Genomic DNA, 15,881 nt, shown 5'->3' with positions numbered 1-15,881 from the left:
GAAGATGGGGGAGGTCTGTGAAGATGTCCAATCTAATCATAAAAGCCGGAGCACCCGGCAAAGATGGACTTGTAGCGGCAGTTAGCAAGGAGAGCGCTGGATGGGAGTATGTAGGTTTTGAAGTGTACCAGCTGCAGGTTGGGGATACGCTGAGCCGCAGCGCGGAAGGGAATGAAATCTGTCTGGTGCTGCTGGCGGGCAAGGCGGATGTGAGAGCAGGCGCCCAGTTGTTCGCCGGGATCGGTGAACGTATGTCTGTATTTGAGGATTTGCCGCCGTATGCGGTGTATATTCCGGCGGGAGGGCATTATGAAGTTACGGCCTTGACGGAGCTGGAACTTGCGGTTTGCCTTGCACCAGGAACGGGCAAATATGCGCCACGTTTGATCACTCCGTGCGATACTGTAGCCGAAGCCCGCGGTTCTGGCAGCATGTCACGGCGAGTGGTCAACATTTTGCCTGAGCAGAGTGAAGCCGAGAGCCTGCTGGTCGTGGAAGTGCGTACGGGTGGCGGCAATTGGTCCAGCTATCCTCCGCACAAGCATGACTGTGACAATCTACCTGCTGAGTCTTATCTGGAAGAGACATACTACCACCGGGTTAACCCGGCTCATGGTTTTGTAGTGCAGCGGGTGTATAATGATGACCGCAGCCTCGATGAGACGATGGCGGTGTCTGACCGCAGTATTGTATTGGTTCCGGAGGGCTATCATCCTGTATCGGCACCGCCGGGTTATGATTCTTATTATCTCAATGTGATGGCAGGTCCGGTCCGCACATGGGTTTTTCATAATGATCCGGAACATGAATGGCTGTTCGAGATGCAGCAACACCAGAAGGATAAGAAGGAATAGTGTAGCAGCACGCACGAAAAGGGGGCTTCCGCAAGGCGGAGGCTCCTTCTTTGTGTCGATGTATTGACCAAATGTTCGCGACAGTAACAGAGTCCCTTGCACCGCTTAATAGACACTGTCAGAAGAGTTCCTTATAATCTAGGTATAGGATTGATTGTACGAACGTAAAGGCGGGCTCACTAACGATGAAACCTACGATATATGATGTGGCACGGGAAGCGGGAGTCTCCATCGCTACGGTGTCCAAGGTGTTGAACAAGAACGGGAGAATTAGCGATAAGACACGGGAGAAGGTTCATCGGATCATGGAGGAGCTGAATTACCAGCCGAGTCTGGTGGCCTCTGCGCTGACGAGTCGCCGAACGGGAACAATCGGGTTGATGATTCCCGATATTTCCAACCCCTTTTTTGCTGAGGCGGCCCGAGGTATTGAGGATTATGCTCAGGAGCAGGGAAGCGACTTAATTGTATGCAGTACAGACCGGGATGATGAGAAGGCGGCCCGGTATATCTCACTGCTCCTGCGCAAACGGGTGGACGGTATAATCATTGCTTCTCATACAGGGAATCCGGATATGGTCCGCCGCCTGCTGGCTGATCACGTGCCGCTTGTGTTATTTTCGGCTGATATCCGGATGATGGAGAGCAACAGCGTCACGGTGGATGACTATAAGGGAGGCTATCAGGCGACAGAATATCTGTTGTCCTTGGGCCATCGCAGGCTCGGCGTTATCTCTGACAATTTACCGGGGAGTAAGCTGCGCGTGGAAGGCTTTATGGATGCGCTCAAGGCAGCAGGTGTTGGCTTTGACAATCCGGCTAATCTCACGCATACCTCAGCCACGCTGGAGAACGGCCGCAAAGCGGCTGCCGCGATGCTGGCTCAGGCGCAGGAAGACCGGCCGACCGCGATATTCGCTTGCAACGATCTGCTCGCGATTGGGATATTGAAGGAGGCGCGCAGCGCAGGCTTGTCAATTCCCCGTGATCTGTCCGTAGTGGGTTTTGACAATACAATGCTGGCTGAAATTTGCCATCCTACCTTGACCAGCATTGCTCAGCCTCTGCGTGAGATGACGGAACAGGCGATGATTCTGCTGAACGAATCTATCGACAATCCCGATAGTCCTAAGCGCAAGATCATGCTGATGCCGGAACTGATAGTCCGCCATTCCACTGGACCGGCACCGCATTAGGAAGACACAAACTCTACAAACGGAGTAAGAACGCCGACTCCTATCTGAAGACCTGTACTTCGCTTAGCGGCGAGGAACAGGTCTTTTCTTTGTTTTTTTCTGGTACATGAGTTCAGATCCCAACTTCGTTTAAGTTCAGGATTGCCAAACTCCAATTTCTAAACTATACTAATGGAAATTAGGTTAAGCGCTTAACCCACCCCCGATGATTGTTGTATCTCATTAATCCATTTCACTGAAGTTTTCTCAAGGAGGCGTCATAATGAACGGTTTACAGTTCGATCCTGCACGACCGCTGGATTTAATCGCTGTCGGTCGGCTCTGTATTGACTTGAACGCTAATGAAACCGGAAGACCCATGGAAGAGACACTGACCTTTACCAAATATGTTGGCGGCTCTCCTGCCAATATCATAATTGGAGCAGCACGGCTAGGGATGCGCACTGGCTTTATCGGTAAGATATCCGATGATCAGATGGGCCGTTTTATCCGAACTTATCTGCAAAGGAATGGCATTGACGATAGCCAGGTGAGTGTTGACCAGACTGGTGCAGTGACTGGGCTTGCTTTTACTGAAATAAAGAGCCCTCAGGAGTGCAGCATTCTGATGTACCGGGATCATGTGGCTGATTTGCTGCTGAGTACGGAGGAGATCTCGGAAGAGTATATTCGGAAGTCCAAGGCACTGCTGATCTCAGGTACTGCACTGGCACAAAGTCCGTCCCGTGAGGCTGTGTTTGTCGCTTTGGAGTTCGCCCGCAAGCACAATGTCACTGTATTTTTTGATCTCGATTACCGCCCCTATACGTGGAAGTCAGCCGCAGAAACAGCGGTTTATTATAATCTGGCAGCTGAGAAATGCGATTGTATCATCGGTACCCGTGAGGAATTTAATATGATGGAGAGCCTGTACAATGTAACAGATGCAGATGACGAAGCAACAGTTAACCGCTGGTTCTCGCACCAAGCAAAGCTGGTCGTTATCAAGCATGGCGGGAGTGGTTCAATCTCCTACACGGCGGATGGGCAGAAGCATCGGAGTGGTATTTTTCCCGCTAAAGTATTGAAGACATTTGGAGCCGGGGATTCCTACGCCTCAGCCTTTATTCACAGTCTAATGCGGGGTGAAAGCGTCGGTGAGGCCATGCGCCGCGGCAGCGCGTCGGCATCCATTGTCATCTCCCGCCACAGCTGTTCGGATGCCATGCCAACCTTGGATGAATTGGAAGCGTTTTTATTGTCTAACGAGGAAATCATTTCAGGTGCAGAGTAAGTAGCCGGAGGTTGGAGAGGACACAACTCAAACAACCCCAGATCGAATAGTTATGCAAGATTAGATTACATTCGCAGGATCGCATTAATGAGATGAAGGAGTGAGTAGAATGGCACAGCAAACCGTGCAAGTGCTGAACAACTATATTGACGGGCAGTGGGTAGAGGCGGCTACGGAGCACTTAGAAACGGTATACAATCCAGCGTCTGGTGAGGAGATGGCAAGGGTTCCGCTGTCCAGCAGAGTCGATGTTGATCGGGCAGTGGCGGCGGCAAAGGCGGCTTTTGCAGGCTGGTCCAAGACACCGGTGCCGCGCAGAGCACGGATCTTGTTCAAATATCAGCAGCTGCTGGTGGAGCATTGGGATGAACTGGCGAAGACGATCACGCTGGAGAATGGAAAAAGCTTCAAAGAGGCCTACGGAGAGGTGCAGCGCGGCATTGAGTGTGTGGAATTTGCGGCAGGTGCGCCGACGCTGATGATGGGCCGGCAGCTGCCCGACATCGCGACAGGCATCGAGTCTGGGATGTATCGCTATCCCATCGGTGTAGTCGCCGGGATCACACCGTTTAATTTTCCGATGATGGTGCCTTGCTGGATGTTCCCGTTGGCTATCGCCTGTGGGAATACCTTTGTGCTGAAGCCCTCCGAACGCACACCGCTGCTGGCAGCGCGTTTGGTTGAATTGCTAGAGGAAGCCGGGCTTCCGAAAGGTGTGCTCAATCTGGTTAACGGTGCGCATGAGGTGGTAAACGGCCTGCTGGAGCATCCTGATGTGAAGGCGATTTCCTTCGTTGGCTCACAGCCAGTGGCCGAATATGTCTACAAGAAGGGTACGGCGTGTTTGAAGCGGGTTCAGGCGTTGGCAGGGGCGAAAAATCACTCTATTGTGTTGGCCGACGCGAATCTTGAGGCTTCAGCAACACAGATTGTCAACGCAGCCTTCGGCTCGGCGGGAGAGCGCTGTATGGCTTGCTCCGTGGTAACGGTGCAGGAAGAGGTTGCTGATGAGCTGATCTCCATCCTCCTGCGTGAATGTGAGCAGATGAACATCGGCGATGGCTTGGACGACGACACGTTTCTTGGGCCAGTTATCCGCCAAAGTCATAAAGACAAAACGGTCGCTTATATTGAACAAGGCGTGGCTGAGGGTGCTAAGCTGCTAAGAGACGGCCGGGCGGATGCTGCGGTGCAGGGACAGGGTTATTTTATCGGCCCAACGTTGTTTGATGGAGTGACCCGGGAAATGAAAATCTGGCAGGAGGAAATTTTCGCGCCTGTCCTGGCAGTGATCCGCGTCAAGGATGTAGAAGAGGCGATTGAAATTGCCAATGCCTCTCGTTTTGCCAACGGGGCTTGTATTTTTACGAATGACGGCGGGAAAGTGCGTTATTTCCGGGAAAATATCGAGTCAGGCATGTTGGGTGTCAATGTCGGAGTGCCAGCACCGATGGCCTTTTTCCCTTTCTCCGGCTGGAAGGATTCCTTCTATGGCGATCTGCATGCGAATGGAAGCGACGGGGTTGAATTTTATACACGCAAAAAAGTCGTCACTGCCCGCTGGCAGTAACAAAAACGGCGAAAGGGAGGCTTCACGTGGATACGATTAGATTAACGACGGCGCAGGCGCTGGTGAAATTTCTGAACCAGCAATATGTGGAATTTGGCAATGGACCGGAGCGTTTTGTACACGGTATATTCACCGTTTTCGGCCATGGCAATGTACTTGGACTGGGGCAGGCACTTCAGGAAGCGCCGGGTGAGATGACGGTCTATCAGGGGAGGAATGAGCAAGGAATGGTGCATGCGGCGACTGCCTTTGCCAAGCAGAGCCGCAGACGGCGAATCATGGCCTGCACCGCTTCGGTAGGGCCGGGTTCAGCCAATATGCTGACAGCCGCTGCCACTGCGACGGCGAATCAGATTCCCGTGCTGCTGCTCCCCGGCGATACCTTTGCCACCCGTCAACCGGACCCGGTACTTCAGCAAATGGAGCACACCTACAATCTGTCGATAACGGTCAACGATGCCTTCAAAGCGGTGAGCAAATACTGGGACCGGATTTATCGGCCAGAGCAGCTGATGACAGCATTGCTGAACGCGATGCGTGTGCTGACTGATCAGGCAGACACCGGGGCAGTCACGATTGCGCTGCCGCAGGATGTGCAAGGGGAGGCCTGGGACTATCCACTTGAGTTCTTCCGCAAGCGCATCCATCGGATCGTTTCCCGTACTCCGCATCCGGATGAGCTTGCTGCGGCAGCTGATCTTATTGCCAGCAAACAGCGACCTCTGCTGGTCTGTGGGGGTGGAGTCCGGTATGCAGATGCAGGGATGGAATTACGTGCATTTGCAGAGAAATTCGCCATCCCATTCGGTGAGACGCAAGCCGGAAAAAGTGCCGTGGCAAGCGACTGTGCCTACAATCTCGGTGGCATAGGAGTTACCGGGAATGGCTGTGCTAATACGTTGGCCGCAGAAGCGGATCTGGTGATCGGTGTGGGTACCCGGTTTACGGACTTCACGACAGGTTCGAAGAGTTTGTTCGCCCATCCCGAGGTGGAGTTCCTGACAATTAACGCTTCCCTCTACCATGCCTCCAAGCTGGATGCGCTGGCTGTGGTCTGCGATGCTGCCGAAGGTCTTAGAGCGCTGTCTGCCACGTTGGAGGAGCGTGGTTACCGCACCGCTTATACAGATGAAATTGTAGTGGCAAAAAAGGCATGGGAAGTGGAAAGAAAGCGTCTATCTGACGTGGAGTATACGGTGAATCAGGAGGCAGATCGTTCTTCAGTTTCCTTCGTGCCGGAAGTTGCCGGACATCTTGACGAGAAGCTATCTGAATATGCGGCGAAGTTGAACACTTCGCTGGCGCAAACACAGGTACTCGGGATTCTCAATGAATATCTTCCGAAAGACGCCATTGTGATAGGAGCCGCAGGCAGCTTACCGGGCGACATGCAGCGGATGTGGAATTCCACTGTGCCGGATACTTACCATATGGAATATGGCTTTTCGTGTATGGGGTATGAAATCTCCGGTGCACTCGGTGTGAAATTGGCGGAGCCGGACCGGGAGGTATATGCATTGGTGGGCGATGGCAGCTATCAAATGCTGCATTCAGAACTAGTGACGAGCCTTCAGGAGAACAAGAAGATCAACGTCATTCTGCTAGATAACATGGGGTTTGGCTGCATTAACAACCTGCAGATGGAGCAAGGACTGGATAGCATGGCGACTGAATTCCGCTACCGGGGCCCGGAAGGTCAGCTGAGCGGCGAACTGATAGGCATAGATTATGCAGCAAGTGCCGCGGGATATGGAGTGAAGACCTTCCGTGCGTCAACGGCTGAGCAGCTGCGTGACGCTTTGAGGGAGGCTCAGCTGCAGGATCGTTCCACCCTAATCGACATTAAGGTGCTGCCCAAGACAATGACACATGGTTACGGAGCCTGGTGGAATGTTGGTGTTCCAGAAGTGTCCGGCAGTGAGGCCGTTCGGGCTGCCCACGAGCAGAAGCTTGAACAGCTTGGAAAGGCCCGCAGTTATTAGTATTAGTAATACTGTGAAACGGAAGGGGTAGAATCGATGATGTTCAAAGAACATGCGGTCAAGCTGGCGATTGCTCCTATCGCTTGGACTAATGATGATATGCCTGAACTGGGAAAAGACAATACCTTTGAACAGTGCATTAGCGAAATGGCGCTTGCCGGGTTTCAGGGAAGCGAGGTGGGCAACAAGTATCCACGCTCTCCGGAACGGCTGCGCCGGGCACTGGAGCTTCGTGGACTTGAGATTGCCAGCGCTTGGTTCAGCGCGTATCTGACTGTGCGGCCATATGAGGAGACAGCGGAGGCTTTTTGCGCGCATCGTGATTTTTTATATGAGATGGGTGCGAAGGTGATTGTCGTCTCAGAGCAAGGGCGGAGTATTCAGGGACAAATGGATACGCCGCTATTTGCTAATAAACCTGTATTCACAGAAGCGGAGTGGGCCGCACTTGCCGATGGACTGGGTGGGCTTGGCCGGCTGGCTGCTGAAAAAGGTATGGCGCTTGTATACCATCATCATATGGGGACAGGGGTGCAGACTGGGGGCGAAATTGCTAAGCTAATGGAGCTCACGGAACCGGAAGAGGTGTCCCTGCTGTTCGATACCGGTCATCTAGCTTTTGCCGGTGAGAATCCCTTAGAGGTGCTGCGCATCCATCTACCTCGGATTAAACATGTCCATTTGAAGGATATACGTCCGGAGGTTGTTCAGCGTGTGCTGCGGGATCAGCTCAGTTTTCTCCAGGCTGTAAAAGCGGGCGCATTCACCGTACCTGGCGATGGATGTATATCCTTTGCGGAGATTTTCACCGAATTGGCAAGTTACTCTTATACGGGATGGTTTGTAGTGGAAGCGGAGCAGGATCCGGCACTTGCCGATCCACTGGAATATGCGATCAAGGCGCGCCGTTATATCAGAGATCTGAGTGGTTTATAGGCCGAGGAGGGCTACCACTTGGTGCTTGGCGGCTGCTCGGACAGATTTATATGCGGGGGTTCACGGCTATGGCTGTGCGCACCTCGCCTTTTTAATGAGCAGGTGTAAAATACGAATGGCTTCGTTGGTCGGGTTCATGTTGTATGTGTTATAATGGCAGCAAATTAGGCGGAAGAGTTTCCATTTCCATGATGGTGCAGCCAAATATCTATGAACTACTCGTGCATTAACGGCTAAACCGTGGCCGGGTATCCTAACGGTTGTACAGAGGGGGTTATCTATTGTTCCGTTCCTGGTATCGCCGATTACTGCTGTCCTACTTTCCTATTTTTTTGCTTACTGTGACGATACTGATTTTTGCCTCTTTTGTATTTATTAATGATATTTCACGAATGGAAACCAAAAAAGCGGACCGTATCACCGCCAGCTATCTTATGGATAATGTGGACCGAACGATCAAGGAAGCTGAATTGTCAGTGCTGGAGGCTGCTGAACGCAGCGATGCTTATAAACGTTATTTTAACAATCAAGGCCAGATTGATATGGCGACCGTCTACGCTGTTGCCCAGAATCTACGCAGCTTGACGCGTGAATCGCCCTATATTCAGTCCATCTATCTTTATGACAAGAGAAATGAAAGCGTTTTAACAGAAACTGGATTAAAGGACCTTTCAGGATTTGTAGACGAGGATTGGATTGGCCGCATCACCTCCGGCTCTTTATCGGAAGGCTGGCAGCCTGTTAGGGAATACAAAGATGAATTTCAGCGTACGTCTATACGTGTGCTTACCATAAATAAAGGAATGCCGCTGCCCTTCGGCTCGGAGGGAGTGCTCGTAATCAATCTCAAGATGAGCGGAATGGAACAGATCGTCGACGGTATGGTCAACGAACAGTTGTCCTTTCTGACCATCTTTGGCGCAGATGGACAGGTGGTCTATCAGGCCCATTCGGACAGTGAAGGTGCCAAGAATGGGAAGCAGTTGAACACTTTATATATGGAAAGGCTTGGCTGGACGTTTTCCAGCGGGATCAAAACGGGCAGTCTATTCAGCTGGGTGTCGGTGATTTCTTACCTTTGGGTAGCTATTGCCTTAGGTACGGTTGTGTGCGCGATTTTTTACCTGATCTATGTTACGCGGCGGAACTATAAACCAATTCAGGTGATTATGAACCGGATTGAAGGCCATCAAATTCGCAAGCTGGACCAATCCAACGACAGACCGGACGAAATGATGCTCATTGACGGGGTGCTGGAAGATCTAATCAACCATATGACGGATTATGATAAGAAAAGCAGAGAGAATCTGCTGTTACAGCGCAGCAAGCTTTTCAACGATCTCTTGCAAAGCGAACGGTTGGACAATGTCGTCCAGCGGATGGAAGAGCTGTCGCCGCTCTCCGGAGCTCATTCCACATCCCGCTTTATGGTTGTGCTAAGCGAAATCAACCGCTACGACAAGGTTTTTCAAGATCGGTATACAAGGGGCGATCAGAACACGCTTAAATTTGCCCTGATGAATGTCTTTCAAGAATTGGCGCGGAGTGCGGAATTGCAGGCTTGGGCGGAGTGGATTGGGACTGACCGGGCGGCAATTCTCTTCCTGACCACAGGAAGTGATGAAGAGATGGCAGAGAAAATCCGTGTATTCGCTGAGGACTGCCGCACCTGGGTGGAGCAGAATTTGCGCCTCTCCCTAAGCTTCGCTATCGGGCCAGTGGCGGCTGGGCCAGGGGAGATTCGCGATTCCTATGCGGCAGCGGAGAATGTGATGCAGCACAAGCTTTTAATGTACGAAGACATCGCTTTAACGGAATTTGGAGAAACGCGCCAGCCGCTTCTTGAGACATTCAAGTATCTACAAATGATTGCTGAGTTTGTTAAGCAGTTCCGGATGTCGAGCGGCCAATGGCGGGAACTGCTGGAAGGTGTTTTTGATGGTTTTAAACAGGATTATTTACAAGATGATGATATTCGCTCTCTAATTCAGGCCATGCTACAGATGCTGAGCCGGGAAGTGGCTGTCATGTCTGAGCAGCTGCAGGATGAGCTGTCAGCGGAAAATGCGGAGAAGCAGCTGAAGCGGCTGGAAGAGGCAGAATCCATAGATGAAATGAAGGGGATTTTGTTTGAGTATTTGACTGATTTATTCCGCACTTATGTTTCTGTCAGTGAGACTAAAAGCTACCGGGCGATGGTAACCGAGATGAAGAACTATATAGAAGAGAATTTTACAAATCCCGATCTCTCCTTAAAGCATTTGAGCGACCGGTTTCAGGTATCCGGCAAATATGCCAGCTATCTATTTAAAACAGAATTTAAAATGAAATTTGTTGATTTTCTAACAGAGCTACGCATGAAGGAAGCCGAAAAGCTTTTAGTGGAAACGGAATGTTCGCTGCAGGATATTGCACTCCAGGTGGGGTATGCGAATGCAATTACATTCGGCAGGGTATTCAAACGAGTATTAGGAATCACGCCGGGTGACTACCGTTCTTTAAAGCGCGGGCGCGGGACCTCCAGACTATAGGCTGCCGACTTTATTAATCCAATAGCAAGTGAACAATAGTTTTTTATAACCGCATCTGTGCACGCCAACCTCTATGATGGGGGCGCGAACACCGATGCGGTCTTTATTTTCACACTTTTGAAAGCGGTTTATTCTACGAAAATGGTTTGTATAGATAAACCGGAAGTCCGATTTTGCTGGGATATGAGCATCCGAAAGAGGTTTATTGTCAGACTGCCGAAATTCGTGAAATACTGTGGGCATCCAGAACAACAAGCGACCCAGTAGCACGGCAGTAAAAAGCATCACGAGCTATGGATTCCGCTGGGGATGGATAGAGTTAAGGCTAGGGGATCATAAATACACCATTAAAGCCTGCAAGGGCGAAGGGGATGGAAAAATGACAGTGAACGTACATCAAGGAGTTCTGAAGAAAGCAATCGGGATCGGATTAACCGCAATAATGGGCGTTTCTCTGCTAGCAGGCTGTTCCAATGATTCTAAAAACAACACAGCATCCGAGGGTGCCGCAGCCGGCGAAAGTGCCAAGCGCGTTACATTAAAGGTGGAAGTGTTTGATCGCGGCAACAGCCCAGCCCCTCATACCATTACCAATAACTACTTAACTAAACTAGTGCAGGAAAAGTTCGGAGATCCGAATAACATTGATGTGGAATTTGTACCTATCCAACGTTCTGAGGAAGTTACCAAGCTGAATGTTTTGATGGCGAGCAATACGGATGTGCCCGATATCGTATTTACGTATGATTCCAGTGTGTTTTATCGGTATGCCCAGCAAGGTGGCTTGACTGATGTCGGAGAAATTCTCGATGAATATGGCCCGAATCTGAAAAAGTTTATTGGCGAGGATACGCTGGCGTTCGGCCAGCTTGAAGGCCAACAGTATGCGATCCCTGGTAAACGGGCGATCACAGGCCGTTATAGCTCCTACATCCGTCAGGATTGGTTAGATAAATTAGGATTGCCTGTGCCAACGACGACCGATGAGCTGTACACCACTTTGAAAGCGTTTAAAGAAAAGGATCCGGGCAATCTCGGCAGCAAAAACATCCCGATGGGCATGGCACTGGCACCAGCCCAATTCGAGACGTTGATTTTCTCTTTCATGAAGCCGATCAGCGGCGATCTGACCTACAGCCAACGTTATGAGCTGCCGCTGCATGAGGGCTTTAAGGATGCCCTGCAATTTCTTAATAAGCTCTACAATGAAGGGATGATCAGTAAGGACTTCAGTCTGGACGAGGATAAAACACAGTTGGCCAAGGATATCCAGAACGGCAATGTAGGCTACTGGTCGGAGGATGTGGATGTCTTGTTCTATGCCGATGGTACCCTAGATAATCTCTACAAAAATGTAGAGGGAAGCAAGGTGCTGCCGGTAGACGTCTTAACCAACGCCAACGTTGATAACAAGCACATTAAATCCCGGTATGCCTCCAACGGCATGTACATCATGATTCCGAAGAGTAGTAAACGCGCCGTGGAAGCCGTTAAGTATCTCGATTGGATGGCTTCGGATAATAATCTGATTGATATCCAAAATGGCGTTGAAGGTGAAAACTACGACCTGGTAGACGGTATTCCAGTGGCTAAAACAGATGTTTCCCAGGAGTTCGCCGATCGTCTGTTTAACGCGGGTGACATGGCCATTATCTCCAACGGCAAAAACATTGGTGATCAGGCCACTAATGAAAAAGCATGGGCGCTGGGCTTCCCGGAACGTAACCGGGAGATGCTGACTCAATCAATCGCTATCGCCAACGCTGACACGGTGGGTCCGCTCGTCTTCGGCAAGCCGATAGAAGCGGAATCCCAATATGGCACAACGCTTAAAGATAAGCTCAACGTAATTATTGTAAAGACAGCAATGGCCAAACCAGAGCAGTTTGAAGCAGTTTACGAGCAGGAAATGAAAGATTACATGACTTTGGGCGGAACCAAACTGAAAGAGGAACTGGAGAAGTCGTTTAAGGAACTTTCGGCTCAATAAACAAATATATAGTGAAAACCGGGGGGAGATGGTGCTGCGCTCCACCCGGTTTTTCTCCTTAGGAGGAAAACGACTTGAGCAAAGCGACATACTTTAGACGGTATTGGCAATTGTACGCGCTGCTTTCGCTGCCTATTATTTATTTTCTGATCTTCCGCTATGGTCCGATGTATGGTGTGCAGATTGCTTTTAAGGATTTCAATTTGTTTCAAGGGATTGGAGGCAGCGAGTGGATCGGCTTTGATGCGTTCCGCGAGGTTTTTGGAATGAGAGAGTTCTATACCACCTTGCGCAATACCTTTATGCTGAATTTTCTGGATTTGCTGGTCTCTTTTCCGGCTCCGATTATCCTGGCGATTATGCTGTTCGAAATTCGTTCGGTGTGGTTCAAGAAAATATCGCAGACGATTTTGTATATCCCCCACTTTATTTCCTGGGTGATCATCGGGGGGATTGTGTATCAATTATTCGGCAACCAGTCCGGTATGGTGAACGGTGTGCTGGAGAGCTTAGGCCTTACTCCCATTCCGTTTCTGACTGAAAAAAATCCCTGGCTGATCACTTACTTATTCACAGGCGTCTGGCAAAGTGCTGGTTGGGGGACTATCCTTTATCTGGCGGCGTTAACCGGTGTCAACCGAGAGCTGTTTGAAGCTGCTGAAGTGGATGGAGCGACAAGGCTGAAGAAAATCCGTTACATTACGCTTCCCAGTATAAAACCAACTATCGTGACGCTGCTTATCCTCAATCTAGGAAAGATGGTCAGCATCGGTTTTGACCGTCCTTACATTATCGGTAACACTGCTGTGCGTGAGTATTCTGATGTGCTTAGTACCTTTGTGTACCGGGTGGGTCTAGAATCCGGACAATATACGTTGGCTACCGTAGTCGGATTGTTCCAGGCCGTGGTGGGACTGGTGTTTATTTTTGGCTCCAACTATATTTCGAAAAAAGTGACCGGAGACGGTATTTTATGATAAAGAAAGAAGGAGGCGGAGTGCTATGAGTGAACGTATCTCAAACCGGATATTCGATATCGTCAATATAACGTTTGTTGCCTTGTTCGTGTTGTTCTGCTTGGCTCCGTTTTTGCATGTGATTGCCGTGTCGCTTAGTTCCAACCGGGCAATTACTTCTGGAGAAGTAACGATTTTCCCCATTGAATTGAACTGGAATGCATACATTAATGTTTTTTCCAATAATGCGATGATCCGCTCTCTTGTCTTTACGGTTATTCTGACGTTTGCCACAACGGTGCTGTGTATGCTTTTCACTGTCGCAGCAGCTTATCCGCTGACCAAAAGAAAATTGAAGGGCCGCAAATTTTTTATGTATCTGATCGTTATCACCATGTTTTTCAGCGGCGGTATTATTCCTGAATATTTGTTGATCCGTGATTTACATTTGATTAATTCGGTCTGGTCGCTTATTCTGCCAGGTCTGATCAGCCCCTTTAACCTGATTATCCTGATCTCCTTTTTCAATAACATTCCTGCCAGCCTGGAGGAATCCGCCGAGATCGATGGCAGTTCCCATCTTCGTACACTGATGAGTATTATATTGCCGCTATCCATGCCGGTTATGGCCACGTTGGCTCTTTTCTACGCAGTGGGAAGGTGGAACGGCTTTCAGGATTCTTTGATGTATATCAATAATCCGGATTTGTATCCGCTCCAGCTTAAGCTGTTCCAGATGGTGCAGAACAACATGGTATCCGAACTGACACAAATGGAAGGTGCCAACCGAACCCCGCTGACACCAGAGAGCCTAAAAGCGGCCACCGTTATCTTTGCAACAGTACCGATCCTTGCCGTATATCCATGGCTGCAGAAATATTTTGTCAGCGGTGTAATGCTTGGTGCCGTAAAAGGTTGAACCGTAAGCTGTAACAAGGGAGGAAAACATAATTATGGAGGACAAAGGCATATTTTCGTTCTCAACTTGCTGGAACATTAAGCGCCACACTGCCGGTGACGCCATGCTGCGGGAAATCCGCGATCTCGGCTTTCAGCGGGTGGAGCTGAACTATAATGTGACTAAGGAAATGCTGGAAACGATCGAGCCGATGCTTGAGCGGGGGGAGATGGGGATCTCCAGTGTCCACAACACCTTCCCGCATGTGCATGACTCCGATTATGGCACAGATTCCGTGCTGCTAGGTTTTGAGGATGAGGAGAAGCGGCAGCGGGCGATTGAGCTGCTGATTGGCTCGGCTAAGTACGCTCAGCGTTACGGAGGAGAAGCCGTTGTTGTGCATCCCGGTGAGGTACCCTTTCCAAATGATATCAGTAAAGAGCTGGAGCAGATTTATAACGGAGAGGGTAGAGATTCTAACGCTTATCGCAGCAAATGGGCGGAACTGATGGAGCGGCGGGAAGCTTACAGCGCCGGCTATGTGCAGAAAATTATTGAAAGCCTAGATGAAGTATGTAACCGGGCAGTTTCTGCGGGGCTAAACGTCCGCTTTGGTATCGAAACACGTTCCAAACCGCAGCAGATTCCGACGCTTGCGGAAGCCAAAACGATTATTAAGGCGCTAAAGGGAGCGCCTGTGGGCATATGGTATGACACCGGGCATGCCATTATGATGGACCGTTTGGGTTTGTACGACAGTGTGGGGGAAATGGAAGGTCTGATGGATGATATTGTAGGTGTTCACATTCATGAGACCATCGGTCTGTCTGATCACTGGTGTCCTTATGTAAATAGCAGGAATATGGAATTCTATGATGCTTATCTGCCGATGATTGAACGGGCGCGAGTCAAGGTGTATGAGCTGAAGGCAGCTTGCCAGCCGGAAGAGATTGATGAAAGTCATCGGCTGCTTATGGCCAAGTTGGCGCGTAGAGGGCAGGTCTGATGTTGAACGATGAAGACCGTAGGTTAGCTATGAAGTATGCTCCGCGCTTATTTTTCGATCAGAACGAGCCATTTTTTCCGGTACGTCTCGGTATAACGGTGATGCGGCAGGAGGAGGAGTCTCCTTCCTTCCGGCGCCGTCTAGCTGTGAACCATCCGGATGTGCTGAACGTTGTGGAATACGCGATTTATTACGATTATGATATTCAGCATTTATATGATCTGGAGCATGTGTGGGTTTATATCGGTAGAGACGGGGAAGTGGTGGATGCCGAAGCGAGCTTTCACGGGAAATCCCTTAAAGCGCTGCTGCGCGGGAGCAGCAATCTAAACGGAACACGGGTGGACCTCTATGTCCAACCCGGCAAGCATGCCCTCGCCCCGTTCCCTGAAGTCTTTGAGCTGTTACCAGGATTCGCATCCAGTACACAGGATGGGGCAGGTGCGGAGGGTCTGATTTATGGTGACTTTTTCCGCGATATACTGGCATCGGATGAAGAAACTGACCGTCTTGTCCACCGTTATCTGCAAACCTGCCGGTTCACGCCTTCCCTGTCCTATTCGATCTGGGAATATGCGGACCGGGAGGAATTGTTCGTTTCTTGGATTCAACTGTTCACGGAAATTCCTGAACGTATCCGACAAGAGCTGGCGCGGCTTCAGCTCCTGTTACCACCCAGACATTGAGCA

Annotated in this window: 12 protein-coding genes; all 12 read left to right on the top strand. The window is 50.2% G+C overall.

Annotation, left to right across the window (positions count from 1 at the left end; translation table 11 throughout):
• The first annotated feature begins 23 nt into the window (after positions 1–23).
• Entirely contained in the window at positions 24–854 is an 831-nt protein-coding gene (gene iolB / locus MKY63_RS08635; protein WP_038568337.1) for a 5-deoxy-glucuronate isomerase, read from the top strand.
• A 185-nt stretch (positions 855–1,039) separates the two neighbouring features.
• On the top strand, positions 1,040–2,050 hold the full coding sequence (locus MKY63_RS08630) for a LacI family DNA-binding transcriptional regulator (RefSeq protein WP_076101202.1): 1,011 nt from the start codon (positions 1,040–1,042) through the stop codon (positions 2,048–2,050).
• Between the two features lie 262 nt (positions 2,051–2,312).
• Complete coding sequence (gene iolC / locus MKY63_RS08625) at positions 2,313–3,323, top strand: 5-dehydro-2-deoxygluconokinase (protein ID WP_076107390.1); 1,011 nt, start codon at positions 2,313–2,315, stop codon at positions 3,321–3,323.
• Positions 3,324–3,432: 109 nt separating this feature from the next.
• A complete protein-coding gene (locus MKY63_RS08620) occupies positions 3,433–4,893 on the top strand; it encodes a CoA-acylating methylmalonate-semialdehyde dehydrogenase (protein ID WP_339812470.1) in 1,461 nt (486 codons plus the stop codon).
• Between the two features lie 26 nt (positions 4,894–4,919).
• Entirely contained in the window at positions 4,920–6,875 is a 1,956-nt protein-coding gene (gene iolD / locus MKY63_RS08615) for a 3D-(3,5/4)-trihydroxycyclohexane-1,2-dione acylhydrolase (decyclizing) (RefSeq protein WP_076107394.1), read from the top strand.
• Between the two features lie 39 nt (positions 6,876–6,914).
• The gene (gene iolE, locus MKY63_RS08610; protein ID WP_038574038.1) at positions 6,915–7,811 is read left to right on the top strand and encodes a myo-inosose-2 dehydratase; all 897 of its coding nucleotides are present in this window, start codon (positions 6,915–6,917) and stop codon (positions 7,809–7,811) included.
• 281 nt (positions 7,812–8,092) lie between these two features.
• Positions 8,093–10,342, top strand: coding sequence for a helix-turn-helix domain-containing protein (locus MKY63_RS08605; protein WP_038568352.1), 2,250 nt, complete (start codon positions 8,093–8,095; stop codon positions 10,340–10,342).
• Positions 10,343–10,721: 379 nt separating this feature from the next.
• On the top strand, positions 10,722–12,332 hold the full coding sequence (locus MKY63_RS08600) for an extracellular solute-binding protein (RefSeq protein ID WP_038574040.1): 1,611 nt from the start codon (positions 10,722–10,724) through the stop codon (positions 12,330–12,332).
• Between the two features lie 74 nt (positions 12,333–12,406).
• The gene (locus MKY63_RS08595; RefSeq protein ID WP_038568353.1) at positions 12,407–13,309 is read left to right on the top strand and encodes an ABC transporter permease subunit; all 903 of its coding nucleotides are present in this window, start codon (positions 12,407–12,409) and stop codon (positions 13,307–13,309) included.
• 25 nt (positions 13,310–13,334) lie between these two features.
• Entirely contained in the window at positions 13,335–14,207 is an 873-nt protein-coding gene (locus MKY63_RS08590) for a carbohydrate ABC transporter permease (RefSeq protein WP_339812466.1), read from the top strand.
• Positions 14,208–14,241: 34 nt separating this feature from the next.
• A complete protein-coding gene (locus MKY63_RS08585) occupies positions 14,242–15,192 on the top strand; it encodes a TIM barrel protein (protein ID WP_339812463.1) in 951 nt (316 codons plus the stop codon).
• Entirely contained in the window at positions 15,192–15,878 is a 687-nt protein-coding gene (locus MKY63_RS08580) for a hypothetical protein (RefSeq protein WP_339812460.1), read from the top strand. The genes MKY63_RS08585 and MKY63_RS08580 overlap by 1 nt, the downstream gene beginning before the upstream one ends.
• Positions 15,879–15,881: the final 3 nt, after the last annotated feature.

Origin of the sequence: Paenibacillus sp. FSL R7-0189 (genome assembly GCF_037969925.1) — a bacterium.
Classification (GTDB): Bacteria; Bacillota; Bacilli; order Paenibacillales; family Paenibacillaceae; genus Paenibacillus_AQ; species Paenibacillus_AQ odorifer.
The sequence above is the reverse complement of the archived record's forward strand: the minus strand, read 5'-3'. Positions and strand labels throughout refer to the sequence as shown.